Source organism: Gottfriedia sp. NPDC058432, assembly GCF_042721555.1.
Taxonomy (GTDB): domain Bacteria; phylum Bacillota; class Bacilli; order Bacillales; family Bacillaceae_G; genus Gottfriedia.
The window spans coordinates 127,400-153,186 of the sequence record NZ_JBHXLC010000012.1; the positions used below are offsets into that span (position 1 = coordinate 127,400).

The 25,787-nt window shown below is 31.9% G+C and carries 29 protein-coding genes and 2 pseudogenes; 24 read left to right on the forward strand and 7 right to left on the reverse strand.

The genetic code is table 11. The features are described from left to right. Positions 1-245: 245 nt before the first annotated feature. From ACFWM3_RS14215 to ACFWM3_RS14240, 6 genes and pseudogenes are all read left to right on the forward strand, one after another. A pseudogene (locus ACFWM3_RS14215) lies at positions 246-392 on the forward strand (GNAT family N-acetyltransferase); the annotation flags it as partial. A gap of 811 nt (positions 393-1,203) precedes the next feature. Continuing rightward, entirely contained in the window at positions 1,204-2,472 is a 1,269-nt protein-coding gene (pbp4b, locus tag ACFWM3_RS14220; protein WP_390311789.1) for a penicillin binding protein PBP4B, read from the forward strand. Between the two features lie 308 nt (positions 2,473-2,780). Further along, positions 2,781-3,443, forward strand: a complete 663-nt coding sequence (locus ACFWM3_RS14225; RefSeq protein ID WP_390311756.1) for a hypothetical protein — start codon at positions 2,781-2,783, stop codon at positions 3,441-3,443. Positions 3,444-3,904: 461 nt separating this feature from the next. After that, positions 3,905-4,267: a lipoprotein gene (locus ACFWM3_RS14230; RefSeq protein ID WP_056473050.1), complete on the forward strand. Its 363-nt coding sequence runs from the start codon at positions 3,905-3,907 to the stop codon at positions 4,265-4,267. 265 nt (positions 4,268-4,532) lie between these two features. Further along, positions 4,533-5,174 (forward strand): FMN-binding negative transcriptional regulator, encoded by a 642-nt coding sequence (locus ACFWM3_RS14235; RefSeq protein ID WP_390311757.1) that lies wholly within the window; start codon positions 4,533-4,535, stop codon positions 5,172-5,174. Between the two features lie 544 nt (positions 5,175-5,718). Further along, complete coding sequence (locus ACFWM3_RS14240; protein WP_390311758.1) at positions 5,719-6,699, forward strand: cation diffusion facilitator family transporter; 981 nt, start codon at positions 5,719-5,721, stop codon at positions 6,697-6,699. A 178-nt stretch (positions 6,700-6,877) separates the two neighbouring features. Here ACFWM3_RS14240 and ACFWM3_RS14245 read toward each other — a convergent pair whose 3' ends face one another. Together ACFWM3_RS14245 and ACFWM3_RS14250 are read right to left on the reverse strand one after the other, a co-directional pair. After that, on the reverse strand, positions 6,878-7,681 hold the full coding sequence (locus tag ACFWM3_RS14245) for a hypothetical protein (protein WP_390311759.1): 804 nt from the start codon (positions 7,679-7,681) through the stop codon (positions 6,878-6,880). 13 nt (positions 7,682-7,694) lie between these two features. Further along, the gene (locus ACFWM3_RS14250; RefSeq protein WP_390311761.1) at positions 7,695-8,147 is read right to left on the reverse strand and encodes a matrixin family metalloprotease; all 453 of its coding nucleotides are present in this window, start codon (positions 8,145-8,147) and stop codon (positions 7,695-7,697) included. Positions 8,148-8,745: 598 nt separating this feature from the next. Here ACFWM3_RS14250 and ftsZ point away from each other — a divergent pair. The 4 genes and pseudogenes from ftsZ to ACFWM3_RS14270 all read left to right on the forward strand — a co-directional run. Next, positions 8,746-9,810, forward strand: a pseudogene (gene ftsZ / locus ACFWM3_RS14255) (cell division protein FtsZ); the annotation flags it as partial. Positions 9,811-10,350: 540 nt separating this feature from the next. Further along, a complete protein-coding gene (locus ACFWM3_RS14260; RefSeq protein WP_390311762.1) occupies positions 10,351-10,917 on the forward strand; it encodes a hypothetical protein in 567 nt (188 codons plus the stop codon). Positions 10,918-10,956: 39 nt separating this feature from the next. After that, positions 10,957-11,097, forward strand: a complete 141-nt coding sequence (locus ACFWM3_RS14265) for a hypothetical protein (protein WP_390311763.1) — start codon at positions 10,957-10,959, stop codon at positions 11,095-11,097. Between the two features lie 256 nt (positions 11,098-11,353). After that, the gene (locus ACFWM3_RS14270; RefSeq protein ID WP_390311764.1) at positions 11,354-12,205 is read left to right on the forward strand and encodes a hypothetical protein; all 852 of its coding nucleotides are present in this window, start codon (positions 11,354-11,356) and stop codon (positions 12,203-12,205) included. A 247-nt stretch (positions 12,206-12,452) separates the two neighbouring features. Here ACFWM3_RS14270 and ACFWM3_RS14275 read toward each other — a convergent pair whose 3' ends face one another. After that, entirely contained in the window at positions 12,453-13,808 is a 1,356-nt protein-coding gene (locus ACFWM3_RS14275) for an alpha/beta hydrolase family protein (protein ID WP_390311765.1), read from the reverse strand. A gap of 251 nt (positions 13,809-14,059) precedes the next feature. Here ACFWM3_RS14275 and ACFWM3_RS14280 point away from each other — a divergent pair, with 251 nt between their 5' ends. The 4 genes from ACFWM3_RS14280 to ACFWM3_RS14295 all read left to right on the forward strand — a co-directional run bounded on the left by ACFWM3_RS14280 (position 14,060) and on the right by ACFWM3_RS14295 (position 16,045). After that, a complete protein-coding gene (locus ACFWM3_RS14280; RefSeq protein ID WP_082459521.1) occupies positions 14,060-14,206 on the forward strand; it encodes a PH domain-containing protein in 147 nt (48 codons plus the stop codon). Between the two features lie 352 nt (positions 14,207-14,558). Then, positions 14,559-14,867: a hypothetical protein gene (locus ACFWM3_RS14285; RefSeq protein WP_390311766.1), complete on the forward strand. Its 309-nt coding sequence runs from the start codon at positions 14,559-14,561 to the stop codon at positions 14,865-14,867. Positions 14,868-15,079: 212 nt separating this feature from the next. Then, positions 15,080-15,283, forward strand: coding sequence for a hypothetical protein (locus ACFWM3_RS14290; protein WP_390311767.1), 204 nt, complete (start codon positions 15,080-15,082; stop codon positions 15,281-15,283). Between the two features lie 90 nt (positions 15,284-15,373). Next, on the forward strand, positions 15,374-16,045 hold the full coding sequence (locus ACFWM3_RS14295) for an HAD hydrolase-like protein (RefSeq protein ID WP_390311768.1): 672 nt from the start codon (positions 15,374-15,376) through the stop codon (positions 16,043-16,045). Positions 16,046-16,364: 319 nt separating this feature from the next. On the opposite strand, the gene ACFWM3_RS14300 is transcribed toward ACFWM3_RS14295, so the two are convergent. Together ACFWM3_RS14300 and ACFWM3_RS14305 are read right to left on the reverse strand one after the other, a co-directional pair. Beyond that, the gene (locus ACFWM3_RS14300) at positions 16,365-16,517 is read right to left on the reverse strand and encodes a hypothetical protein (protein ID WP_390311770.1); all 153 of its coding nucleotides are present in this window, start codon (positions 16,515-16,517) and stop codon (positions 16,365-16,367) included. 156 nt (positions 16,518-16,673) lie between these two features. Further along, positions 16,674-17,351, reverse strand: a complete 678-nt coding sequence (locus ACFWM3_RS14305; protein ID WP_390311771.1) for a helix-turn-helix transcriptional regulator — start codon at positions 17,349-17,351, stop codon at positions 16,674-16,676. A 162-nt stretch (positions 17,352-17,513) separates the two neighbouring features. Here ACFWM3_RS14305 and ACFWM3_RS14310 point away from each other — a divergent pair, with 162 nt between their 5' ends. The 10 genes from ACFWM3_RS14310 to ACFWM3_RS14355 all read left to right on the forward strand — a co-directional run bounded on the left by ACFWM3_RS14310 (position 17,514) and on the right by ACFWM3_RS14355 (position 24,438). Next, positions 17,514-17,903, forward strand: a complete 390-nt coding sequence (locus ACFWM3_RS14310) for a RidA family protein (RefSeq protein WP_390311772.1) — start codon at positions 17,514-17,516, stop codon at positions 17,901-17,903. 35 nt (positions 17,904-17,938) lie between these two features. Next, complete coding sequence (locus ACFWM3_RS14315) at positions 17,939-19,012, forward strand: sugar phosphate isomerase/epimerase family protein (protein ID WP_390311773.1); 1,074 nt, start codon at positions 17,939-17,941, stop codon at positions 19,010-19,012. After that, the gene (locus tag ACFWM3_RS14320) at positions 19,005-20,267 is read left to right on the forward strand and encodes an MFS transporter (RefSeq protein ID WP_390311775.1); all 1,263 of its coding nucleotides are present in this window, start codon (positions 19,005-19,007) and stop codon (positions 20,265-20,267) included. Before ACFWM3_RS14315 ends, ACFWM3_RS14320 begins: the two co-directional genes overlap by 8 nt. Positions 20,268-20,327: 60 nt before the next feature. Then, positions 20,328-20,633, forward strand: a complete 306-nt coding sequence (locus ACFWM3_RS14325; RefSeq protein WP_390311776.1) for a hypothetical protein — start codon at positions 20,328-20,330, stop codon at positions 20,631-20,633. Positions 20,634-20,882: 249 nt separating this feature from the next. Next, a complete protein-coding gene (locus ACFWM3_RS14330; protein ID WP_390311777.1) occupies positions 20,883-21,347 on the forward strand; it encodes a hypothetical protein in 465 nt (154 codons plus the stop codon). A gap of 158 nt (positions 21,348-21,505) precedes the next feature. Beyond that, positions 21,506-21,940, forward strand: a complete 435-nt coding sequence (locus ACFWM3_RS14335) for an HIT family protein (protein WP_390311778.1) — start codon at positions 21,506-21,508, stop codon at positions 21,938-21,940. Between the two features lie 71 nt (positions 21,941-22,011). Further along, the gene (locus ACFWM3_RS14340; protein WP_390311779.1) at positions 22,012-22,572 is read left to right on the forward strand and encodes a GNAT family N-acetyltransferase; all 561 of its coding nucleotides are present in this window, start codon (positions 22,012-22,014) and stop codon (positions 22,570-22,572) included. A gap of 192 nt (positions 22,573-22,764) precedes the next feature. Then, positions 22,765-22,959, forward strand: coding sequence for a hypothetical protein (locus tag ACFWM3_RS14345; protein ID WP_390311780.1), 195 nt, complete (start codon positions 22,765-22,767; stop codon positions 22,957-22,959). Between the two features lie 79 nt (positions 22,960-23,038). After that, complete coding sequence (locus ACFWM3_RS14350; protein ID WP_390311781.1) at positions 23,039-23,293, forward strand: DUF7336 domain-containing protein; 255 nt, start codon at positions 23,039-23,041, stop codon at positions 23,291-23,293. Between the two features lie 245 nt (positions 23,294-23,538). Continuing rightward, the gene (locus ACFWM3_RS14355; protein ID WP_390311782.1) at positions 23,539-24,438 is read left to right on the forward strand and encodes an alpha/beta fold hydrolase; all 900 of its coding nucleotides are present in this window, start codon (positions 23,539-23,541) and stop codon (positions 24,436-24,438) included. A 145-nt stretch (positions 24,439-24,583) separates the two neighbouring features. On the opposite strand, the gene ACFWM3_RS14360 is transcribed toward ACFWM3_RS14355, so the two are convergent. Together ACFWM3_RS14360 and ACFWM3_RS14365 are read right to left on the reverse strand one after the other, a co-directional pair. Further along, the gene (locus tag ACFWM3_RS14360) at positions 24,584-24,781 is read right to left on the reverse strand and encodes a helix-turn-helix transcriptional regulator (RefSeq protein WP_390311784.1); all 198 of its coding nucleotides are present in this window, start codon (positions 24,779-24,781) and stop codon (positions 24,584-24,586) included. Further along, complete coding sequence (locus ACFWM3_RS14365; protein ID WP_390311785.1) at positions 24,782-25,084, reverse strand: hypothetical protein; 303 nt, start codon at positions 25,082-25,084, stop codon at positions 24,782-24,784. Positions 25,085-25,787: the final 703 nt, after the last annotated feature.

Genomic DNA, 25,787 nt, shown 5'->3' on the forward strand with positions numbered 1-25,787 from the left:
GATTTTGTGCGATGTTAAATTCCATCATGTTACATTTAATTGCAATAAGTTTTTTATTATATATTGGTACTATTAATATATTATTTTATATTTTTCTATGTTTAATTGAATGCTCCTTATTGTGGAGCCGGGTAGATGCATTATTCTTGAATTCAAGAATAAAAGAGTTCAATGAGTCTGTTGAACAGGCTATTTCGGTAGACTATTTTCTTGCTATTTGACAATGAGAAAATTCAACTATAGCAATCTATCTCGGGTCAACACCACAACTTTTAGCTGCTCATAGATTTTATGAAAAAAATGGATTTACGAGTATAAAACGTACAGATTTACCTGAGAAATTTCCAGTGGTACATGTCGATAAAATATTCTATAAGTATTTGGTAGATTAGATACAAAAATTGTTTTTTAGCTAAAGGATGGAAAAATTGAACAACTTGGACTGCTTAAGAATCTATTATTTCTTGTTCTATAATAAGGGTAGTTTTTGATTCTAAAAAAAGAATTAAATGTAATGTTTATGAGAAAGCGGCTTGCTTTCTTTTTTTATTATGGATCTGGAATTTTTATATTCTAATATGCATTAAAAAGTCATTCCTTTTAGCGACCAAGTAAATACTTATGAAAAGAAAATATTTTGCCAAATATGATATTCATAGGAAACTTCAGAAAAGAAAGTATATATGAAATATTAATATTCTTTAGTACCCATTACATAGAAAAAAATTAGCGATTTATGTTTTCAAATATTTTAATGATTTTTCAGATTCTTAATGATTGAGATCGTGTAGAGTAATTGCCAAGTAGTGTTGGAATTTTAGAGATGTTGTACCTCACTAGCAAATTTAAATGTGGAGAGGCTAGTAGTTATATAGTACTTAGGATCCTTTAGTGAATATGTTAGAATAGTCAAACTTTACAAACTACGAATCTCACCTTTATACTGAAAGTAGTTGGAATTTTATTTCGATTATAAGTGATGTAATTTTGAATTTTTTTTTCAAGAATAAAACGAATATTTCAACGATTAGGCTTATGAAGGTTTGGATATTTTATTATAATGGGAGGAGATTTAAATTGGCTCGAATGACTCGTAGTATTGTAACGTCCACGCTGTCGCTTGCTTTGGTTACTACAACAGGTTCTGTCAGCTATGCTCAAACAAATACAGAGAAAACCTCAATTCAAACAGAGGTGAATGGAATGAAACAAATCAAACAAAGTGATAACTTTCCCATATTGAGCAAAGTAAAACGTTCTGAAGAAGTTGGATTTTCATCTGAAAAATTAAAACAAGTAGATGAATTAATCCAGCAAGACGTAAACAATGGTTTTCCAGGTGCAGTTCTAATGATTATCAAAGATGGAAAAATTGTAAAAAATACTGCCTATGGTTACTCGAAAAAATACGATGGCCTGTCACCACTTAAACATCCTCAGAAAATGAAGACGAATACAATGTTTGATTTGGCATCAAACACTAAAATGTATGCAGTTAACTTCGCTTTGCAACATCTTGTTAGTATAGGAAAAATAGACTTGAATTCAACTGTACAATCATACTTTCCAAATTTTAAAGACAAATCAACTGATATGATTATAGGGAAGGATACCCTACGTTTAATTGATATTTTACACCACACTGCTGGTTTTCCAGCTGATCCGCAATATCACAATCCTACTGTAGCAGGTTCTTTGTATACACAAGACCGTAATGAAACATTTGAGAAAATCGCTGAAACACCGTTAGAATACGTACCTGGAACGAAAAATATTTATAGTGACGTAGATTATATGATTCTCGGTTTTATTATTGAGAAAGTAACTGGACAAAGACTAGATGACTATGTTGAAAATACAATTTATAAACCATTAGGTCTAAAACACACAATGTTTAACCCGTTACAAAAAGGATTCAAACCAAAAGATTTCGCAGCAACAGAGCTAATGGGGAATTCACGTGACGGAGTCATCTCCTTCCCAAATATTCGTACATACACAATACAGGGAGAAGTGCACGATGAGAAGGCCTACTACTCTATGGGTGGCGTATCCGGACATGCAGGGCTTTTCTCGACGACAAGCGATTTAGCGGTTTTATTACAAGTAATGTTAAACGGAGGTGGATATGGCAAAGTAGAACTATTTGATCAAAAGACGATCAATCAGTTTTCAGCACCTTCCGATTTAAATCCAACATATGGCTTAGGGTGGAGAAGAAATGGCTCTCCAAGTATGTCGTCTACATTTGGTTTATATGCAAGTCCGAATGCAATTGGACATACCGGTTGGGTAGGCACACTGACCATTATAGATCCAGATAATAATTTAGGGATTGTCTTATTGACCAATAAAAAACATTCACCTATAATTGATCCACTCACAAATCCGAACAAATTTGAAGGTGATGACTTTGCTACAGGACAATATAAAGCCGTAGCAACTGCTGTGTATGAAGCATTAATAAAATAAAGGTTAGTATTGAATAAAATGCATTACAATTGTTGATTTTTATACTTACCTAGAAAAGAGAAAAATCGTCTATCTTGAATGATTTTTCTCTTTTTTTTTCAAATACTTTTTCAATTTATGCTCTGCTAAAGTAGATTGTTGATTTTCTTATTCAACTTCTATGAAAATCAGTTTCTTCATTAATAGATAAATGCCATAAGTTGTGGTGTAACGCTTGAACTTCATGAGTGGATAAATGGCAAGTAAGTTACATAAGAGATATGTTAAAATGTTTTAATATGATAGAAAAAGTGAAGGGAATGCAATAAATGAATAAGTTAAATTGGGACAGAAATCAAGTTTGGGAAGGTTGTATTTTGGCTTCGATAGCCCATGCAATTATGGTAGCTCATTATCCTGATATTTCTCATGAACAATCTTGGGATGGGTTTAATTATAGTGTTCAAGATAGCTCTGGTTCGCGTGGCACTATAACATTTCATCCAAATTTTTTAGTAGGTGCTTTTAGAAATGACCATAGCGAAAGGGCAGTAGATTACAAAAATGCTATCGAATATTTTATGGGTGCCCCTGAAAAGTCTAAAGAAGTAGCATCAGAAGAAGCTCTTCTATATTTATTAGATGAGATTGAAGAAAAGACAGTCCCAGTTATAACAACTGCATTTTGGGGAAATCTTGATGAAGTATACTTGAATGATACTTATGAGGATTTTATTGAAAATGGTGGTTTTCTTATAGAAAGACAAATAGATAATATGGAAAATGCTATAAATGAGTGGAAAGAAGAATATGAAATGTCTGAAATTCAAATAGGCCTATTAAAATCCATTTTCAAACGTAAAATTGAAAATCCGACTAAAGACATCGTATTGAATGAAAAAGAAATAAAAATGATTGGGTCGGAAGATGAAGAAGGTCTAAGTGAAAGTAGAAGATCATTTGAAGAGCTTGGAATTACGTGGAAGTTATAAAATTTATTATTTTACTTATTATAAAATAATGTTATGTAAATAAGGCAGTGCGATATTTGAAGATTACGGGTCACAAAAGTGGCCCGTATTTTATTGAACAAAATGTCAGTTTAGTTAAATAAGAAATTCCGATTTTCATGAGTCTTTTGATTGATTAATACTTTTAGGTTAGATGATAAAATAAAAATGAATTTACAAATATATATGGTATCGATTGATTTGGAGGATATAGAGTATGGATTTAGTAGTATCAATTTGCATGATTATGATAGTTTATTATTTAAGTCAAATTGTAAAAGAATTACGAAAAAGATAAATCATAGTGTTATAAACAGTTGAACTCTGGGAGAGTGTGAAATGGATCAATTAACACTAGGTAGAAAAGAGTAGTCGGGGCTAAAGTATAAATCGGAAACAAGCTTCGCCAGAACATCATAAATCTATTTCTTGGAGGTGCTAGCTTGAAAAAAATCGTTCTAGCTTTTTCGTTTGTTGTCTTCCTTAGTGCATGTAATCATCATGCTGCAGAAGACAAACTGTTCGGAAAGTGGTCTTATCACACAAAAACAACGAAATCGAATGAAGATGTTGATTATCAGATTGAATTTAAAGAAGACAAAAAAACAAAGCACGGAGTTCTTATGAGGTCCACTACGAAAATGGCTGCTTTTAACCAAACATTGGAACGACATTACAAAATCGTCTCATCGACCGACAAACAAGTGAAGCTGAAAATAAAAGGGACATCAAACATTTTAACGGTAAAGGTGACTGACAAAACCATAACACTTTTAAAACAAACATATAACCGAGTTGACGAATAAGTGTAAATAAAAAGGCAGATATAGTTCATTCTGTTAAGTGGATGGTGGTTGTAATTAATTCTTAATAAGGGTCCTAAAAGTTGTCTAATTAGACAACTTTTTTAAGTTCAAAAATTAAACATTTATTTAACTGAGCCTCAATTTTAAGAAATTAAGTATTAGAATTTTTAAAAATTTTATTGCAAATGCAACAAAATTAAGTTAGATTTAATGTATGATATTTTTATTGCATTTGCAACAAAAAACAAGGGGGATTCTGGATTTTATGTATATACCAAAATATTATAAAGTCACAAATCCTGAAGAAATTTGGGAATTCGTTCAAACGAACTCTTTTGGCACGATTATCACAACAAAGCAGGGGAAACCAATTGCGACCCATTTACCACTAAGGCTAAGTAAAAAAGGTGAAGATTATTATATTACTGGGCATATTGCATATGGAAATCCTCAATGGAGAACATTTGAGAATAGTGAAGAAGTACTTGTTATGTTTCAAGGACCTCACTCATACATTTCATCTTCTTGGTATGAAGTTGAGGAAGTTCCAACTTGGAATTATCAAGCCGTGCATGTTTATGGAAAAGCAAGCATTTTAGAGAGAGATGAATTAGTAGATGAATTAACAATCATGCTAGAAAAATATGAGAAAAATCGTGAAAACCCAGTATTGTGGGATAAACTTTCTCCACAACTTTTAGAAAGTGAACTAAAAGGCATTGTTGGATTTAAGATTAAGGTGGAAGAAATTCAAGCTTCATATAAATTAAGTCAGAACCGAAGTGAAAAGGATTATAATAATATCATCGATAAATTACAAAAAGAAGAAGATCCAAATTCAAAACAAATGGCTGAACTGATGGGAAAGAGATTAGAACATTTATCTTTTAAGGAAAGTAAGAAGTAAATATGGTTTTAAAAAATGAAATTGAACTAATACATTTCATTAACTGCATATAAATTATTTAAAGCTGTCTTTTTAGATAGCTTTTTTTGATTAAAAAAAATTTAAGGGAAGTGAATTAGATGTTGATTTTGTTACTTACGATACCAATTATATTAATAGGACTATTTTGTATATGGGTCTCAATTTTCAATAAAAATAAGCTTTTCTTAAAAAAGATATTTTATTTCATAATAGGAATAGCATTGACAATAATCGCGATTTATCTATTAAATTTCTATTTGTTTTTTCGTTTTTAGTGGCTCATGCGTTACGTTTAAGAACATTAGTTTATTTGCAACTCATCAAATTATTTTAGCCGAACAGAAATATTTCTGTTGAGAAGATAATAGAACAATCAGAACCTGTGGTAATATTAAATTACATATCTTACCAAATAAGTAAAAAATAAACTGTTATTACCAAGAAATTAATGTACATTCTAGTGTTAGCTAATAAAAAATATAAAAATACATAATATAAAAATACTAGTGAAGAGGAGTTTAGAATGAAGGAATTTATACAGCTTTTAAAAAAAGGTAATAAATCTGCTTTATTAGCAGCTATAGTTAACGCTGTAATAGCGATAATAAAAGGAATAGGGTTTAGTATGACAGGAAGTGTTGCACTTTTTGCTGAGATGATGCATAGTGCTGCCGATACTGCAAACCAACTTTTTGTATTTAGTGGTTCAGCTTTAAGTAAAAAGGCACCAACAGATCGGTTTCCAAATGGATTTGGTCGACTTGTTAATTTAGTTTTACTTGGAGCAGTATTAATTGTAGGTATTATGGCATTTGAAACGATTGTCGAAGGGATTCAGCATATTGTACATCCAACCCACTCTTCGGGTCTGGCTATCACCCTGACTATATTAGGTGTTTCGGTAGTGCTTGAAGCCTTTGTACTTTACAAAGCAATGAAAGAAATTAGTCATGAATTGGGAATAACAACAAGTGGTATTGGAGTGGTAACCGAGGCAATTTCTAATTTAGGAAAAGCGAAACCAGCTACAAAATTAGTTTTCTTAGAAGATACAGTTGCAACTCTAGGTGGATTATTAGCGATGATTGCAGTAATCATTGCTTACTTTACACCATTTCATCAAGCGGAAGGTATTGCTTCTGTTATCATCGGTGTTTTGATGTTCCTTGTTGTTGGAAAAGTATTTCTTGATAATGCTGCAGGTGTAATTGGTGAATCCGATGAAGAAATGGAAGACAAGATTGGTGAGATAGTCATGGAAGATCCAGATGTCAAAGATATTCAAGCACTTACGGTTGTCAAAGAGGGTGAAGATTTACATGTTGAATTAGAAATTGAACTTGATCCTAATTTAACGGTAGCGCAAGCTGATGACATAAAAGACCGATTAGAAGAAAAAATTATGAAAGAAAAAGGTGTAACAGACGTAATTATCGAATTGGACGAAGATGATGGAATTCAAAATTGGACTGAAGATGATAAAACAGAATTAATCAAAAAATAGTAAAGATTGAAACGACAAATATCATTTTTGTCGTTTCTTTTGTTAATTGGAGATGCTTGTTGAAATCTATTGAAAAATTGTCCATATTTGTAGATCCTTTTGAAGTGAGATTTATATAGAATGAAAAGGACTTGTAATTTCAAAGTCCTTTTCATTCTATAATAACTAGACTCTAAAGTTACCCTTCTAGATGTTCACTTAAATCAGAAACATCGTTATTTATTTCTAATTCTTTTTCTCTCTCCTTATTAGATACCTGGTAAGGTTCGCCTCTTTTGTATTTTTTGGTTCTTTGATCATAAGTAAATCGACCTTTATACTCTCCTCTAAATGAATAAAACTTGAAACCTGTACCTATAGTGTCCTTATCATCTGTTAAAAAAGCGACAATACTTTGTCCAACTTTTGTATTTGATATACCTTCAAGTGATATATCAAGTTTTTCTTGTAATTCTAATTCTGTTAAATTATTAAACTTTTTATCTAGGCCAAAATCTTTTTTTGAGATTTCTCCACCATATTCTAAGATTGTTATTGTTTTTCCTTTCATTTTTTTGTCACCAGATAGAACATTCCTTATTTTAAATGTTAATTTTGTATACGGTGTGCCATGGCTCTCCTCATCCAGATACACATATGGTTCAGTTGCTATAACAGTACCTTTAACGACTAAATTAGAATCTTTCATTAATGCATTAGTACTATCAAAATCACCAAAAAGTAATGCACTTGAAATTACTTTATTATTACTTTTATTATTATCATTTTTGTTAAAAGATATGTTATTTGATTGTAGTTTTGTATCCTTACTCGATATTGTAGTATTTTTATTATCAAACTCTTTTTTTATATCATTATTTTTTACTATACCCTGAATTGGCTCCACTATTTTATTCGACTTCTGATTTTGATAAAAATAGAAAATTATCAAGCATATTGAAAACATAACAAAAAACTTTAAAATTATTTTTTTCTTAAACAATTTATTTTCCTCCTTATCGATAAATATAATTTATTCCATTGAATTGATCATTTAGGGGAATATTCGTAGTTGAAGAGTTACCATTAGAGTGCATTAAATTACCGGAGATATTTGTGTGATTTAAACCGAATGCATGTCCAATTTCATGGGCATGAACGAGTCTTTTTTGCCAATCGCTTAATTTATTATAGGTCAGAGATTGAATATCAATTTTTACCCAGAACCAATCAGTTTTTGAAGCATCCACGTTTTTATTGCCATACATAAAATATGTGTAAGCAGCTACTGTATTATTTACTGATGTTTTTTTATATACATCTATAACGGAAGACGACTGAGTAGTTGTTTCTCTAAAAGAAATTGGTGTTGTAATAGTTCCATAGATCCATTTATTCATAGCATCTTTAAATTTTTGTTTTTCTGAACCTAATGAACTATCTAAAAAATAAAATTGTCTGTTGCCCATAATGACCTACACCATAAGGATTATAGGCATACGTCTTTTTGATCGGGATAGAAATACTTGTTAATATAGAAACTATAACAATTAAACTTGTAAATAATTTTTTCATAATTTCTTCTTTATAAATCTATTTTAAAATAGTTGTTGAATTTATTTCCTTTACATGTATATATTACCAAAGTATATTTGTTGCATTGTGCGAATAAACGAATTATTTGTGAATGTTTTAACAAAGAAATGTGTAGTGTTTGTTTTCTCATAAATCAATAGATTCTTAAAGGATTCAATCAAAAAGAAAAGAATTATATTAATTGTACAAGCTTTTTAATGAAAGTTTGTTACGAAGTTGATAGAGATATTACATTAAGATGTTAAAATACATGTTTTAGTTAAAGGTATATTAAGGAAAAATTATCAAAAAGATAACAGGTAGTTTTCTTGTATAGTAGTGTTAGGGGAATTAGGACAATTCTATGTCTTAAAGTAAATTGTTTAATTCTAATCTACTAAAACGTACATAAAAAGATAAATCTTAGAATGAAAATGAAGGGTTCTTTGAAAACGTGAAATTATGTAATCGGTATGACGAGGAGGAATGATCATGTTTGAATTTGAAAATATAGAACAGTTTGCAAGAATAAAAGTAATTGGTGTTGGTGGCGGAGGAAATAATGCCGTTAACCGAATGATTGAAGATGGAGTAGAGGGCGTTGAATTCATTGCTTTTAATACTGATGCTCAAGCACTAAAACAATCAAAAGCTGAAATTACAATGCAAATTGGAGCGACATTGACGCGTGGTTTAGGAGCAGGTGCAAATCCTGAAATTGGAAAAAGAGCTGTAGAAGAAAGTAAGTCGCAAATTGAGGAAGTACTAAAAGGAGCAGACATGGTTTTCGTTACAGCTGGAATGGGTGGCGGAACAGGTACAGGGGCAGCACCTGAAGTTGCGAAAATTGCTCGAAAGCTTGGTGCTTTAACAATTGGAGTAGTAACTCGTCCTTTCAAATTTGAAGGTAAAAAGCGTGCAACAAATGCTGAAGGTGGAATTAAGGAACTTAGAGAAGCAGTTGATACATTAATTATCATTCCAAACGATCGATTATTGGAGCTAGTTGACAAAAAAACACCGATGCTCGAAGCATTCCGTGAAGCGGATAATGTACTTCGACAAGGGGTTCAAGGGATTTCGGACTTAATCGCAGTACCAGGATTAATCAATCTGGACTTTGCTGATGTAAAAACGGTCATGTCTCATAAAGGGACAGCCCTTATGGGAATCGGTATTGCAAAAGGTAAAGATCGCGCTACAATCGCTGCTCAGAAGGCATTGAACTCTCCGTTACTTGAAACTTCTATTAATGGAGCTCATGGTGTAATTATGAATATTACAGGTGGACGTAACTTAAGTCTGTTTGAAGTACAAGAAGCTGCAGATATCGTTGCTTCTGCATCTCATGAAGAATTAAATATGATTTTCGGTTCGGTAATTGACGAAAGCTTAAAAGATGAAATTATTGTAACGGTTATTGCTACAGGATTTGCGGATAAAGAAGATAAAATGGTAAGAACTCCTTCTAGACCAATAGAAGAAGCACCTAGCTTATACAATAGAGAGCAACGATTCCAACAAGATCAGAGATATCGTGTAGACCAACAGCAAGATTACGGTCGCTATAATGATCAGCAAGACTCTGGTCGATTCACAGAACAGCAAAATTATGGACGCTACAATGAACAAAACGATCATAATCGATATAATGAACAACAAGATTATGGTCGATATAATGAACAACAAGACTACGGCCGATATAATGAACAGCAAGATCATAACCGTTACTCAGAACGACAAGATCATAATCGTTACACAGAACAACAAGATTACAACCGCTATAATGAGCAACAAGAATATGGCCGATACAATGAGAAGGAAGATTCAACTTCATATATTCCGGCTTTCTTACGTAATCGAAAAAACAGAAATAGATAGATTTATAGATGTAGACAAGGACATGAGTGTTGATGCTCATGTCTTTTTATTTTGGCTCTTTTGGTAAATTTTATGGTTTTTATAAAATAAAATAGTAGTAAGGAAATTATTGCTAGTAGCTGAATAATCATTAATGGTTATTCAGCTAATGGCAGTTTAGTTGCATAAGGAATGATATAATTAGTATCAAAATAGATTAGAAGGGTGTTTGAAAGTATGAAGTTTGAATATAAATTACGAGGGGCTGGTTGGGCAAATTTTAATATACAGATTAATTCCCAAAGTTTTAGTTTTAGTCCTGGTTATCTTACAGATGCATTAGGTGGACTTTTAAATGCAATAAAAGTAATTCATCCAGTATTTGATACAGAAGGAGACTATAAAGAGGGTGGCTCGTATTACTTTTGGGATGCAGAACCTGATAAATTAGACTGGAACTTTAAATATATAGATAATGAAAATATACGCATTAATCTTATCTACTTTGAAGATGATGAAGAAGATGGTGTAGTAGTATTAAACCAAGAATGTTCTTATGATGTTTTTCTAAAAGAAGTACTAAGAGAAGTCGAACTTATTTTATTAGAGTTTGGAATCGTTGGATATAAAGAAATGTGGTGTGAAAATGAATTCCCATTAAGTACGTTTTTAGAGTTAAAACATTATTTGGAAAACAAGAAACGTTTTCCAATAGTTACAAATATATTAGGAAATAATGAAACGAAAAAGAGTGATTTAAAATTTGAAATTGATTTCATTAATAAAATAAACTTACGCAACTAACACATGCTTTTGTTCAATAAAAAGGAAGTGTAAAACTGTATGAAAACTATAAAAGAACTAATTGAGTTTCTAAATGAATTAGAAACAAAGAACATATATTATCGCTTAAATAAAACAAGAGATGAAAGTATTATGGTAGAAGTAGCAGTACCTGGACAACGATGGAACGTTAGAAATTGAAAAGTTTCTAAGTGATGGGAACTTTTATGATGCAAAAGAATTAGAGGTTTTGGTCAAAGAATTTTCGGATTAAACGAATACCTTATTCAACTAACGCATTGCATTAGTTGAACTACTAGAGTTGCTTTGGCAGCTCTATTTTTATTCAACATAATGGCAGATTAGTTGAAGAAGGATTTGCTGTAAATATATGGAATTTATTTAGAGGGAATAAAAAGATTGAAGTACATAAAAAAGATGAGGAAATGAAAAGAATATGAATTTAATTTTTAATAAGAAGAGATTTTCATTTGTATTTATTATTGCAGTATCAGTATTTTTAAGCGCATGTAAGATACCTGTAAGCATAGTAAAACAACCTGTCAAAGATTATTTAAAATCAGAGTTTAATATAAAGGATGATTTTAAAGTACTTGCTGCTGAGAATGATGGGGAATGTGGTTGTAATAATTATGCTTATGTTGAATTGAATAAACCTTATCGAACATATTTAAGTTTGGTTATTGATAGAGAGTCAAATTTGGTTAATCCTAAAGATAGTGATCAAGTTTATTTAGAACTATTTAAAGGTGCTTATATTGAACAGCATCCAGAAGTTATTAATGAAATGAAGCGCATATCTAAACAATACGAATATGTTCAATTTCAAAGCAAAGTAGTTAAAGGTTCAGAAGAAGAAGAAGTATCATTTCCGTACCCATATGAAAATATAGAACTAAATATGAAATATTCACCTGAAATGATCGAGGAAATTAAAAAGAATAAACAAATTGATACTAAGACTTTATTACCAAATCTTAAACCAAAGGATGCTCGTAATTTTAACCTAAGTTATTTAGGAGTATTAAATTTCTTTTTTAAATTTAACATAGATCAATCTAAAATGGCTGTACCTCAGGCAAAAGACATTGTATCATTATTTCAAAAAAGTGGTGTGTTGACTGAAGGTGTTTACAACATTGAAGTAAATGTTGCCAACATACCTTCTTATGCACTGTTCAAAGTAGATGAAAAGAAAAATTATTCGATTATTGCTACACCCAAATATGATGATTTAGAAGAAGCAGATTTCTATGGTGCTTATTTGAAAAAAAATCAAGATAATTAGTTTACCTGTTCAACTAACTCATGCATTAGTTGTATAACAAATAGGGGCTGATTGATTGATCAATCAGCTCCTATTTCAGTATTTAGCAGTTTAGTTCAATAAGGAATAAGAAAAAAAGAACATTTTCATGCGCAATAAGACAGTTCTGAGAACTCGCATAATGTAAACAAAAAAGCAGCCTCACGTAAGACTGATTTTTTATTCTTTTATCAATTGTTTCATGATAAATTTATACTTTTCTATAAAATTAATTTTTTGGCTTTGAAGTTACCCACTGTTTTATATCATTTAACACATAAAAGGGGACATGTTTAGGTTGCATATAGTCTTGAACAGTTTTGGTCTCACCTGCTATTGTATATCCGTGATTCAGGTCTGGATACAGTTTAAATGTTACATTTGTATTATTTTGCAATGCTAACCGCCATTTTTCTAAGTGAGAATTAGGAACTTGAAAATCTGCTCCTCCTTGCATGACAAACAAGGGTATATTTAAGCTTCTTGCAACTGAACTTGGCCTATAATCTTTTACACTATACCACCAATAGGCATTTGGAAGTAAAGCGAATTGCTCCGGTGGGTGTCCTGGATCAAAATCTGGCTGGGTAAGCAATCCTAACTGATTTCGGTAAAATACCATTTCTTCCTCTGGTATCATTCCTCCTGAATCTTCTTCAAAATAGGACTCGATCTCTGTAGTTGAAGGGTTAGGAGAAGAAAGAATGATTCCACCTGCAAAACTACCAGGGGGAGCCTTACTTATAATTTGAGGAACCATCAATCCTCCTCTACTGTGTCCGGCAACAAATATACTATTTTTATCAATAAATGACATGGATTTTAGAAGTTGCAAAGATGCTAAAGCATCCTCTACAAATTCTTCTTGCACTGAGTATGTTCGATAAGTATGTATATAGTGTTCACGTGTCTTTTTCTCGTATCGAAGAACGGCTATCCCTTGATTAGCTAAACCTAGGGCTATATCTTTAAATGGTTTTAAGGCGAAAATAGAGGAATCTCTATCTAATTCTCCATCTCCTTGAACAAGTATAACAACAGGGAAGGGACCTTTTCCTTTTGGGATTGTTAGTGTTCCAGGTACAGCATTATTTTTGCTTCCAATCGTCACTTTCCTTTCATCATAGGTATCAGGATTTACATAACTAGGTAACTGGTATTTTTGTTTAGAATATTGGAAATTAACATAAAAATCATCAATCTTTCCTTTCTTATCGAATTTCACTTCTATTGGTATGATAGACTGTTGATTTTGAAATGTTAAAGTGACTGTACAATGGACGCTATTACGAGACAAATTTGATTGTATGAGTTGGTAAGAAGATAATTTTTTCATGGATGAAATGATGAAATCGGGAATATTTTTTTCAGTGAATGTATGGTTTGTATATTGAAAGGCTTTTTCTAAATTCCCCATCTGTAATAGATGTACAAACTTCTTGGCATTCTCCTTCAAGAGTTTGTCGTTTACGGAAGCTACTTCTCCAATCTTTAGAGTAGGCGCTGCGTATGCACTGTCAATAGTCCAAGGTACTATTGATAGCATTACGGTCATAGCAGTTATAACACGTAATAATGTCTTCATTTGCTTTCATCCTCCTTATACATTGTTCAAATAAACTGAAGCGTTTGTCGTACTAATTCAGATGTAATTTTAAAAGAATGTAGTTAAAAAAGACATCTAATTGTCTTACAAATTAAGCATTTAATCTAACAAAATTGTCACTTTCTATAAAAGGTGGAGCTATCGATTCTGCAACGCGTTCTATTTTTCACAAAAAATTCTTCAAATATCTTAATCTGATATTTCATTGTGAACTTTAGCTAAAATCTTGGTTGATAAGAAGTCGAATTGCATATAGGGAAATAACAAAGATATCCCCTACAACAGAAATCTTTACAGGCTATCGGCTGTTATTATCAAAAAATGCACTTGAAATAATTTATAAATCTGGATATTTAAGAAGTAAAAATTACACCTAAAGACAATGAACTTTTATTTCTGAAATAAAGAAACTTTGTCAAAATGCGAAGATGAGTGAATTTACTAATTAAAATTAAATTAAATTTAAAAGGATACAGAGAAAAGAGCTTCAGAAAAAACGAAGCCCTTTTATTTGCGGGTTAAATATCGTTATGTAACTATCGCATGCAATAGTTGAAGATCGCAAGCTGCTAATATGGGGCTTTTTTTATTGGAGTAAATGGCAGTTTAGTTGTATAAAAAATGAGTCATTTGATTGATTAATATTTTTTGACTTAATGATTAAATTAAAATCAGAATAGTAGCAATGCTTTTAGAAAAATTAAATAAATCACAGTACGGAGAAACGATATGAAAAAACTTTTAAATATATTAGTCATTTTAGGTCCTGTGTTCTTTACTGTATCACTAAACTTTGAGTTTTATTGGATAAAAATTTTCAGCTTTATATATGCTTTAATTCTTATAACGCACGCAATAGTTAATGTTCCTAATAAATTAGATAGATTTATTCTATCTACATTTGGTGTATTAATACTGATTGGACTATTTTTTAATAGTATCTATTTATGGATTGTATTAGGATTGTTAGGAATTATATTTTTTGTAACAAGAATGGTTATTGAATTAGTAAGTATGAGAAAAAAAGGTATATTCTAATTTGAATTATTATTTTACATTTATGCAACTAACGCAAGCGTTAGTTGAACAACACAATCGGCTGTTTAGTCGATTTTTTTATTGAGCTAAATGGCAGTTTAGTTGAATTAGAAAATGCAGTTTTAATGAGGCTTTTGATTGATTAATGCTTTTTGGCTTAATGATAAAATATAAAAGAATTTACTACTAGACATAGGAGGAATAAACATACAATGAATATCGGGATGGGAATAATCGTACTTATCGGTTCTTTTTTTCTTTTAATTGCAACTGTCATTGAGGCTGTAAGATTGAGAAAAAAGAATAAAAAAACTTTTTCTGTTTTAACTGTACTAACTGTACTAGGATTTATTCTTTCAATATTATTACTTACAGGTATTTATGACCCATATGCAAATAACCACAATATACAATAAAATGGGCTTTAATTTTATTAATATTTGAATTCGAAATTGTAGAAAAGTTTAAGAGAAAAAGAATCTTAGTTCAAACTGGGGATGTTGGCATTGTTAAAATCACTTATATTTGATATGGACGGAACATTATTTCAAACAGATAAAATTCTAGAGTTATCACTTGATGATACTTTTAATAATTTACGCTCACTAAATTTATGGGATAAAGAAACACCTATTGATAAATACCGTGAAATTATGGGTGTACCATTACCAAAAGTTTGGGAAGCATTGTTACCTAATCATTCTAAAGAAGTAAGGGAACAAACAGATGCTTTTTTTTTGACAAGGTTAATTGAAAACATACGTAACGGGAATGGGGCATTATATCCGAATGTTATAGAAGTTTTTGATTATTTAAAGACTAATAAATATTCAATATACATTGCCAGCAATGGATTAATTGAATATTTAGATTCCATTGTTAAATATTATAACTTGGATAATTGGGTTTCGGAAACGTTTAGTATTCAACAGATAGAAACGCTTGATAAGGGAGATTTAGTCAAAACCATAATCAGTAAATATGATATTAAGGCTGGAGCTGTAATTGGAGATCGCTTATCTGACATAAATGCAGCTAAAGATAATGGTTTAATTGCAATTGGTTGTAAATTTGATTTTTCAGTAGAAGATGAACTTGAACACGCTGATATTGTAATAGATGACTTTATTCAACTCAAAAAAATCTTCACAGAAATGAAAAAAATCTTATCGAACTAACGCAGTGCTATAGTGGAGTAAGATAATCTATATTCCTTAGAGTTCAGAGCAAAAAATTAGCCCTCAATCGAGGGCCCAAGAATATATTATTAAGGGGGTCTTTGAAAGGTCTTGTCCTTTCATACCTGTATCTTAACTCATTAAACTTAACTAATTATTAATAATACAACTATTCTTTTCGTTTGATCCAGCTACCCTAGAAGAGAATTTTATCGCTATCAAAGACGGCCTCTATATCTCCAAATTGAAAAAATTCTTCTTGATCGTGGTTCATCATCTAAGACAGCTCAATAACCTACTCTTTCGTCCTCTAATTGTGTTATATGACATGATAATAAATATCTTCTTCGTCCTCTTTAACTGTCCAAAAGCGAACAACAATCGTTACATAGCTTAAATAGCCACCTTCATGAAAAGGGAAATCTGTTAGTCCTGGTCCGTATATGCTACCGTCTTTGTACTTTACTTTCATTTGTGGCCCCTCCGGAGAGTAGTAATTTAGAAAATGTACCTCAAAGGATAGATGGAGAAATCACGATATAAATGAAACAGGGTCATTAATAATTCACAACATACCGCAAAGTGAATCCTCCGAATCTTTTAGGTTTTCGCAAACCACCCAGACAGATTATTTGATTTTATTTAAATATCTATAAATAGTGGCTTCGGATACGTCTAAATATTTGGCTACCTCGCTTACGCCGCCTTTAAGTAAAAAAGCTCCCTTTTCATTCAGTTTTTTGACTACTTCTATTTTTTCTTGCGGTGACATCCGTTCTGGCGGAATGTCATACTCTGCTAAAACCCCTTTAATAAGAGATAAGAGAAGATCCTCAATATTTTCTTCAAAATTCTCAAAAAGATGTGTATCAAAGATAGGCTTTGATGACTCGACAGGATCATTTGTGGGTTTGTCAATCATGATGAATTGATCCAAAATGTTGCGAGCGTTTATAACATCTGAAATATCCATGTTAACACAAATCATACCAATGATTTTGTTCGTTTCATCTTTAATAAAATAGCTCGAAGAACGGAGCGTCTTATTCTTTTTTGAGTTACTTTTATAATTGCAGATATAGTCTCGATCTTTATAACTTTCTTCTTTTAATATTTTCAAGGCAAGATCCGTAATGGGGCTATTAACCTTTCTTCCGCTAACATGTCCATTCACTATTTCAATAATAGAATGATCAGGGTTCGTTACATCGTGTAAAACAACTTCACAATTCCCCCCCATTAAGTCAGCAATAAAATGCACCATGGGAATATACTGTTTCAGTTTTTCGACATTTGTCATTACCATCATTCATCGCACCTTCAATTTCCATTTGTCATTTTTAGTTTAGCAAAGATTTTTTAAATTTTAAACAAATAATTTTCTGAAAATTTAGTTGTTGTAATAATAATTATACGTTACAATAAAAATTAATCATAATAATAATTTTTTATCACATGGAGGATTTCGATGAAAAACACTATTTCAACGAACAATGCACCAAGTGCTATTGGACCTTATTCTCAAGCCGTAAAAATGGGTGACTTTCTTTTTGTATCTGGACAACTTCCGATTCACCCAGTTACAAATGAAATGCCGCAATCCGTTGCAGAACAAACGAAGCAATCATTAGAAAATGTAAAAGCCATTCTAGAAGCTGCTGGGAGCGATTTACAACATGGCGTGAAAACAACTATATTTTTAAAAGATATGAATACGCTTACACAAACGAATGAAGTATATCAATCTTACTTTACTGAAAATTATCCAGCTAGAAGTGCAGTAGAGGTTGCACGTTTGCCAAAGGACGCATTAGTTGAAATCGAAGTCATCGCTTCTATACCAAGGAGTAATCAGTAGCTTCATTATAAAAGGAAATTTTGGAGGGGATAGTTATGTCCGATTTAGTAAGTTCATATTTTGAAAAATCGGTTTCACGAAACGTCTTACCTACAGATGCGAAACCACCGGAGTTTACGGCAGATTTAGCAAAAAAATTGCTAGATCGTATCCGCAAAATTAAAATCCATGCCCACGCTTATGCATTGCTCACAAACTTGACTCATTATAAGTGGAAAATAGAGGACATGCTCTATTTTGCATACCACAATGAGCTTAATGGATTAAATATTCATTTGGCGGATGGCGAGTCTGGTAGTCTCGGGAATATAAGTGACGATGAAAGAAAAAAGTTTGCGGAACTAGCAAAAAAACTGGACCTTGAAATTGTCTTAGAGGTTAGCAGCACAGATAAAGCTACCGTCGATAAACTTTTTCATATTGCAAACGTGATGGATGTGCATAATTTGCGTGTGTACGGTCGCTATGAAGGTCCTCTTGATGTGGTGATGGACAAAATAACGGATGACTTGCATTACATCACAAGCTTGGCAGAAAAACATGATTGTTATGTAGATTTTGAGCAGCACGAAGAATTAAAAAGCCATGAAATCACTACCATTCTAAATAAAGTAAACAGCAAGCGTATTCATGCTTTATTTGACTTTGGAAATATGATTAATGCCTACGAAGCGCCGATGGAAGCCTTTTTTAACTTAGCTCCTTTTATCAGAACAGTACACATGAAAGGAGTAAAAGTTGTAGATTACGGAGGAAGTACAGGACATTATGGTGTTCTTCAAGGTAGTAATCAAGATGAAATGCCCAGCGAACGGTTTATTTATGAACTACTCATGCTAGGCGACGACAAACCACAAGTAAAAACCTACTGTTTGGAGCAAGAAAATCATTATGTTGCTCCGCCATTTCGCTCAAAGGATGAGGGGAAAAATCCGTTTATCAAGTTTAGGGACATAAGTGAAACACCCGTCCCCGAGGGCATGACACTGGAGAAAATGCTGGCTTTGGAACCTGTATGGGCACATAATCAGCTAAAGTATTTTAGAAAGGTTTTAAACAAATTTGAAGTATTATGCGAACTAAAAATTATGGAGGGCACTCATGAATAACTCTGTTGAAAACAACTCGTTTTGGACAAAAACGAATATTATTAGACTCTGTGCATTTTTGTTGGTTTCAGGTACGATTTATAAAATTGCATTTATGGCAGACGTATTCTATAACCAAATGCAAGAGTTTATGGGACTAAGTAATACGCAAATTGGTCTACTAGATACAGTTAACTCACTCGTTGCAATGTTTGGTTTCCTGATTGGCGGCGTTTTAGCGGATAAAGTAAAGATTCGCGTACTTGTTCCGCTTGGTTTATTCTTAAATGCGGTCATGGGAATCTGGCTTGCTATGAACCCACCATTCTGGGGAATGATTGTAATATTTAGTGCTTTGGCAATTGGAGCGGACTGTTTAGTGTGGTCTGCACTTTTGAAAGCGGTGGGAAAGCTAGGTGGGAACCAAGATCAAGGAAAAGCTTTTGGTTTCTTTGAAGGTGGACGAGGTGTCGTAGATACTCTTGTGGCATTTGGTGCTCTAGGTATTTATGTGGCAATTGGAGAGAACATGAAGGGTTTAAGTTATTCAATCTTATTCTATTCGATGATAGATTTAGTACTTGCTGTTGCAATGATTTTTATTCTTAAAGATGTTTCAGTCTCAAAGACAGATGAGTCTGACAATAGTTATAACTGGAGTAATATTAAAAATGTTTTACGTAAAAAAGAGGTTTGGCTCGTTGCGTTTAACGTATTTATGGTGTACTTTGTATACAAAGGATTAAAATATTTTAATCCATTCCTAGCAAATGAGTTTCATGTACCCGCGGTAATTGCAAGCGCATACGGTATAATCAATGCTTATTTTTTGAAATTTGTTGGCGGACCTAGCGGTGGCTTAATCGTTGATAAATTGAAAAACCCTGCAAAATACATTAAGTTGTGCTTTGCGATTTTGATTGCGCTTTTGGGAGTAATTGTTTGGTTCACATTTGTAATGCCGCCTGTCATGGTAATGGTTGTATTACTGTTAGTATTTTCAACCGTTATATACTCTATGAGAGGTACATTCTGGTCGCCAATGGGTATGATTGGACTGAAAGAAGATGAAACAGGTACGGCATTTGGTATAGGTTCATTTATTGGATATGCTCCGGGTGTATTTGCTTCAATCCTTTTTGGAGCTATCTTAGACAACTTTGAGGGTATGGTTGGGTTCCGTATTATTTTTATTTCCTTGGCAGTACTATCAGTTGTTGGATTCGGGGTAGCACTTACGCTTCAAAAACGTATTAGCAAAATTAATAATATTTAACTACGAAAAGCAGCAAAATCACCCCGTTCTCCTGTAAAGAGGATGGGGTTTATTCAATGAATGAGCGAAGTGGAAAAATGGAGACCCCATTCTCTGAAGAAACATCAAGGACTGAAAAAGTATTTAGGTTATTTATCAACTTTAATCCTGATTTCTCTTGTAGTATATTGGATTGAATCTTACATTGGTGGCTTTTTAGTTTGTGAATTTAACTTTATATCGGTTATTGGATTAGGTTTGAGTGGGATATTACAGTATTATTCCGAAACTAAGAAAATATCCAAACTTAATATTTTGATACTGATTACAATGTCATTAATATTGATAGTTTTTAATGTTACCTTACCGGAGTTACCAAGTGAATAAATAGAATAAGTAGATAGTTGCTGAATTTAATTTTATTTATAGTCATGCAAATAAAAAATGTCACATACTTAAAACAAAAATGAAGGGTAGTAAAGCAGAAATGATTTCTGTATTTATTATCCTTTTTCATACTACTTATCCTGCAATTACTACAACAAAAATGTTGTAATCGTATTCAACTATCGAATGTGTTAGTTGTATTGGAATACTAGTTACTAAATTAAAAACAAGAAATTAAAGGTGAAAATTATGGATATTAAGGTTTCATCAGAAGTGTTGCGATTAGGGCTATCGGTAGGGTATTTCTCTGTTCAAGATGCGGTTAAATGGGCAGATAATTTAATTGGAAATCTTGAGAGCCCACCTTATGAGATCATTGAAGTTTCCTTATCTGCAAATAAAAAACCAGTTGATATTTGTTCCATCTTGTTAAAATTGAATGGAAATTTTGACGAAGAAATATCAATTAAAGTTATGTTAGGTTTACTACAAAACTATCTTATTGAAACGAAAGATTATGAGAATGTTTGGTCTTGGGTATATAGATTAAATGAATATATTCCATTATCATACGACTGGATATTGAATGAAATAATATATTTATCGAATGCTATATATTTAGCAGAACAAGATATTTATGGAGATGTATTAGAAGTGAAAAAGGAATTACTTGTATTTTTGGGGCAGTTTGAAAAATACAGTAATTACATTTAATTAGTTATTCAACTAACGCATGCTTTAGTTGAACAACATGATCGGCTGTATAGTCGATTTTTTTATTGGGCTAATGGCAGATTAGTTTAACAAGTAGTATTAAGTAAGTGGATATTTTTGGTAAAATATTTATTGAATAATTATCAAAGGAGATACTTATGATTTTAAACTCAGAATGTTTAGGATGCAGACTATCTAACCAAATTGAATCAGTGAATATTGTATATGAAAATGAGTATGTATGTTGTATTTTGGATATCGAACCTTTTAATGAGGGACATACTTTAATTCTTCCGAAAAAGCATTATTTAGATACCGAAGAATTAGATGTTGAAACAGCAAATGCTATTATGATAGCATCTATGACCATTTCAAAGGCACTAAAAAAATTATTTCAACCTGATGGTATTACTATTTGCCAAAACGGTGGAAAGTTCAACGACCTGATGCATTATCATATGCACGTCATACCGAGGTTTGAAGGAGAACCATTTTACTATGAGGAACAAAAGGATAATATCAAAGAAAAAGCTAAATTTATAGAAACGACAAATAGATTAAAAGACATAATCGAAGAGGTTATCGTAACGTAAAGTGAATTTTAGACCTTACGTACATCTATAGATATGTTAAACATAAAATTTAAGTTTAGAAGAGGTATATTATGCAAGTTGAAAAAATCTTTAGTGAACTTCCATTATTAGAAACTGAACGTCTTATTCTTAGAAAACTTTCTTTAAATGATATTGAAGAAATGTTTCAATATGGTTCAAATGAAGAAGTATCTAAATATGTAACGTGGGATACACATAAAACTTTATCAGATACTAGAGGCTTTATTGAATTAGTGATAAATAAATACAATAATAGTCAAGTTGCCCCTTGGGGTATCGAATATAAGGGTAATGGTAAGTTGATTGGAACAGTTGACTATGTTTGGTGGGATTCAAAACATAAAACTGCTGAAATTGGTTATGTAATTTCTCAAGATTACTGGGGTAAAGGAATAACTACTGAAGCTGTAAAAGAAGTCATAAGATTTGGATTTACAGAAATGGATTTAGTCCGTATTCAGGCAAGATGTTTTGTTGAAAATATCGGATCATCACGAGTAATGGAAAAAACGGGAATGTCTTTCGAAGGTATTATTAGACAAGGAATGTTTGTAAAAGGAAAACATCAAGATCTAAAGGTGTATTCTATTTTAAAGGATGAAATTTTATAAAATAAAAACAATTCCTTGTTCAACTAACTAATGCGTTAGTTGAAGTTCAAAAGCAGCAATTGGCTGCTTTTTTATTTATGTATTTGGCAGTTTAGTTAAAAAAAACGAATCTTCGAAATAATATTAATTACAAAATATTCCAATTTATTTTATACTAAAGTTAGAAATTTATATTTAAAGGAGATCATTATAATGTCTGAAGAGCTAAATAAAGAAATTCTAAAAGAATTAAAAGCGATGAATGATAAACTAGAAAGTTTGAATAATGAACGAAATAAAGGTTTATCATCTGTTGGTAAGTTTGTTGCACTTTTTCTTGGTTTTGGGTTAGTAGGCCCATTAGTTTCTTATATCATGATCCCTTTAATTATCAAAATGTTTAACTGACACATAGACGCTTATTCAACTAACTCATGCTTTAGTTAAACAATGATTAAATATGAAATATGAGGTGGTTCAGGTGGAAATGAACAAGAAGTATGTATTTTTGCTAACTCATATCTATGATTATGGTGTTGAAGACGAACATGAAGAAACAAAAATATTAGGTGTTTATACTACAAGAGAAAAAGCAGAAAAGGCTCTTGAACGTTATTTTAAGCTTGAAGGATTTAACAACTATCCTAAAGAGTGTTTCTTTGTTGGAGAATGTTTAATTGATGAAGATTTAGGTTGGAAAGAAGGCTTTTTTAAATGGGATGATCCAGCAGAAAGTTCTTGAAAAATCTTATTAGTTATGCAACTAACGCATTGCATTAGTTGAACAACAAGATCGGCTGCTTAGTCGATTTTTTTTATGTCACTAAATGGCAGATTAGTTGTATAAGGAAAAGGACTCATTGAACTTAAGATAGAATATATGATGTTATATTATTAGAGCCTTAAATTGTGCTCAACCTAAGCGATAACTATATAAAAACTAATTTATATAATGTTGTAGTTAAACAAGGAGAGAGATTAGGTAGAATGGATAGTAATCGATATATTCTAATTAACAATAATAAAATTGAAGTGCTATACAAAGGGGAGAAAGGACCATTAATTGTTATACTTACAGGTATGGGTTGTTCTTATGATGAGTGGTATGAGGTTATAGAAAATTTAAGCCAAACCAGTAGAATCCTAACTTTTCATAGACAAGGGCTTGGTAAAAGTGAAATTGGAGAAGGAATCAATAATACTGAATCGACTGTACGTGATTTAGCTGCTTTACTTAATCATTTTAAAATTGAAGAACCAATTTATTTAATTGGACATTCTTATGGTGGGCTATGTGTTCAACACTTTGCTAAAACTTACCCTAAAATTGTGGCTGGAGTAATCCTAATTGATTCTACCTCTGTTGAATTGAAAGAGTTGGATAATTTAAATCTACCTGTCATAGATAAAGAATCTGATGAAGATTGGATTGAAAAATGTTTAAATTATGCGTATAAAGATACTGAACAATTATCGAAAATACTTAAACCAAATTTGAATGATAAACATCGCCATTTTCCAATGGATATTCAACAGAGATTATTGGACTTTCAAGTAAATCCATCACTTTATAGAGCGATGGCATCGGAGATTAAAGAATGGAAAAACGATGCTGAAGTTATCAAGAAATTAGGGGATTTTCCAGACATTCCGTTAATCGTAATTGGGCGTGATAAAGAATTCACCATTAAGACAGGTTTGAAAACAGGAATACCTTTATGGGAATTAAGAATCTTTGAAGAGAAATGGTCGGAATTAATTACTAAACAAGTTAAACTCTCTTCAAAAGGTAAGTTGTTTTTTGCTAGTAATTCAGGGCATTCCGTATTTCTTGATCGTCCTGACATAATCGTAGACTGTATAAATAGAATTTACTGTTTCAAGTAATTTCCTTATTCAACTACAATGGGAGTACGATATAAACTTCCATTCACTGTTGTGAATCACTGATTCATGGATGGCTAACGAATGCGTTAGTTGTGCTACAAATAAAGAGTGAAATAGAGAAGACTCTATTTCACTCTTTATTTTCTTAATTATTGTTATCAATAAATATTTCATCAACACTTGAATTAAGAACATTTGATATTTTAAACGCCAATTTTAACGTTGGATCGTATTTATTATTCTCTATTGCATTGATTGTTTGACGGGAAACTCCACACAATATAGCCATATCATCTTGGGATAACATTTTGGCTTTTCTTAATTCTTTAATTCGATTATTCACTTAATCACCATATTTCTTCTTCAATGTTAATAATGAAACTAAATAAACAACTGAGATGGATGCAAGGAATGGAAAAGGAGATATTCCCTTATATGAACTACTTCCCCAAAGCATTGAATAAATTTCCTTTCCAAATTCAAATACTAATAATACTATGATAATGGTAAAGGTAAATGATTGAGATTTGACCTTAATCAACTTTTTTCTTTCGTCTCCTAAATGTGGTAGTGATGCTAACGTAATAATAATAGCTATTGCAGATATAACTAAAATTGAGACAAAGTAAATAGGTAAGAAATTCATATAAAAAAAACAACCCCTCACTTTAAAATATGTAAAAAACTCTTTACATAATTTATACCGTATTATTGATTTAAATGTCAAAATGTTTTTACATTTATTATCTATCAATTAACAAAAATTTTAATAGCAACTATTAATTAATTAATTAATTAAAACAGGATTTTAATTTAATCATCTACCCTTATGCAACTAACGCATGCGTGTGCGGCCGAGCCTAGGTCGTGTCATATAACGGGTGGGATTCCCGTCGAGTAAGAACTAGCCATTCGCTCGTAGCGAGTCTTGGAGGGCTAAAGGTAACTTTAGTCTTTAAGCGTAGACAGTGAGGTAGCGGGCCGAAAGCCAAATGGTTGAAGGAATTGAGCTTCATAATGTTAGTAAATCGAGAGGGCTGATGCTTTATGCATAGCAGAAAGCTACACTCTACCTTTCGGTAAGGCGAGAAAGGTAAAGCCTCTCTGGAGTCATAGACCTTGGCACGTTATACATTGATATGACACGGCAACTCGGGAGACCCTACCGGTCTTTTCTTTTTTTTTAGAAGAGTATGGTGTACAAGCGATAAAAAGTAAGGAAACCAAATGCCGATGTAGGGAGTCGGATAGTAGCATAGTGCGTGCGTGGCAGCACGTTTATCAGGTGGGTTAAAGTCCCACTGAATCTCGGACTAGGAGATTCATATCCAAACTTGGGAGTAATGTCT

Excerpts from the sequence above, each read along its gene's own strand:
- pbp4b (WP_390311789.1), top strand. The coding sequence starts at position 1,204 with ATGAAACAAATCAAACAAAGTGATAACTTTCCCATATTGAGCAAAGTA.
- ACFWM3_RS14225 (WP_390311756.1), top strand. The coding sequence starts at position 2,781 with ATGAATAAGTTAAATTGGGACAGAAATCAAGTTTGGGAAGGTTGTATT.
- ACFWM3_RS14235 (WP_390311757.1), top strand. The coding sequence starts at position 4,533 with ATGTATATACCAAAATATTATAAAGTCACAAATCCTGAAGAAATTTGG.
- ACFWM3_RS14240 (WP_390311758.1), top strand. The coding sequence starts at position 5,719 with ATGAAGGAATTTATACAGCTTTTAAAAAAAGGTAATAAATCTGCTTTA.
- ACFWM3_RS14250 (WP_390311761.1), bottom strand. The coding sequence starts at position 8,147 with ATGGGCAACAGACAATTTTATTTTTTAGATAGTTCATTAGGTTCAGAA.
- ACFWM3_RS14260 (WP_390311762.1), top strand. The coding sequence starts at position 10,351 with ATGAAGTTTGAATATAAATTACGAGGGGCTGGTTGGGCAAATTTTAAT.
- ACFWM3_RS14265 (WP_390311763.1), top strand. The coding sequence starts at position 10,957 with ATGAAAACTATAAAAGAACTAATTGAGTTTCTAAATGAATTAGAAACA.
- ACFWM3_RS14270 (WP_390311764.1), top strand. The coding sequence starts at position 11,354 with ATGAATTTAATTTTTAATAAGAAGAGATTTTCATTTGTATTTATTATT.
- ACFWM3_RS14275 (WP_390311765.1), bottom strand. The coding sequence starts at position 13,808 with ATGAAGACATTATTACGTGTTATAACTGCTATGACCGTAATGCTATCA.
- ACFWM3_RS14285 (WP_390311766.1), top strand. The coding sequence starts at position 14,559 with ATGAAAAAACTTTTAAATATATTAGTCATTTTAGGTCCTGTGTTCTTT.
- ACFWM3_RS14290 (WP_390311767.1), top strand. The coding sequence starts at position 15,080 with ATGAATATCGGGATGGGAATAATCGTACTTATCGGTTCTTTTTTTCTT.
- ACFWM3_RS14300 (WP_390311770.1), bottom strand. The coding sequence starts at position 16,517 with ATGAAAGTAAAGTACAAAGACGGTAGCATATACGGACCAGGACTAACA.
- ACFWM3_RS14305 (WP_390311771.1), bottom strand. The coding sequence starts at position 17,351 with ATGGTAATGACAAATGTCGAAAAACTGAAACAGTATATTCCCATGGTG.
- ACFWM3_RS14310 (WP_390311772.1), top strand. The coding sequence starts at position 17,514 with ATGAAAAACACTATTTCAACGAACAATGCACCAAGTGCTATTGGACCT.
- ACFWM3_RS14315 (WP_390311773.1), top strand. The coding sequence starts at position 17,939 with ATGTCCGATTTAGTAAGTTCATATTTTGAAAAATCGGTTTCACGAAAC.
- ACFWM3_RS14320 (WP_390311775.1), top strand. The coding sequence starts at position 19,005 with ATGAATAACTCTGTTGAAAACAACTCGTTTTGGACAAAAACGAATATT.
- ACFWM3_RS14325 (WP_390311776.1), top strand. The coding sequence starts at position 20,328 with ATGAGCGAAGTGGAAAAATGGAGACCCCATTCTCTGAAGAAACATCAA.
- ACFWM3_RS14330 (WP_390311777.1), top strand. The coding sequence starts at position 20,883 with ATGGATATTAAGGTTTCATCAGAAGTGTTGCGATTAGGGCTATCGGTA.
- ACFWM3_RS14335 (WP_390311778.1), top strand. The coding sequence starts at position 21,506 with ATGATTTTAAACTCAGAATGTTTAGGATGCAGACTATCTAACCAAATT.
- ACFWM3_RS14340 (WP_390311779.1), top strand. The coding sequence starts at position 22,012 with ATGCAAGTTGAAAAAATCTTTAGTGAACTTCCATTATTAGAAACTGAA.
- ACFWM3_RS14345 (WP_390311780.1), top strand. The coding sequence starts at position 22,765 with ATGTCTGAAGAGCTAAATAAAGAAATTCTAAAAGAATTAAAAGCGATG.
- ACFWM3_RS14350 (WP_390311781.1), top strand. The coding sequence starts at position 23,039 with ATGAACAAGAAGTATGTATTTTTGCTAACTCATATCTATGATTATGGT.
- ACFWM3_RS14355 (WP_390311782.1), top strand. The coding sequence starts at position 23,539 with ATGGATAGTAATCGATATATTCTAATTAACAATAATAAAATTGAAGTG.
- ACFWM3_RS14365 (WP_390311785.1), bottom strand. The coding sequence starts at position 25,084 with ATGAATTTCTTACCTATTTACTTTGTCTCAATTTTAGTTATATCTGCA.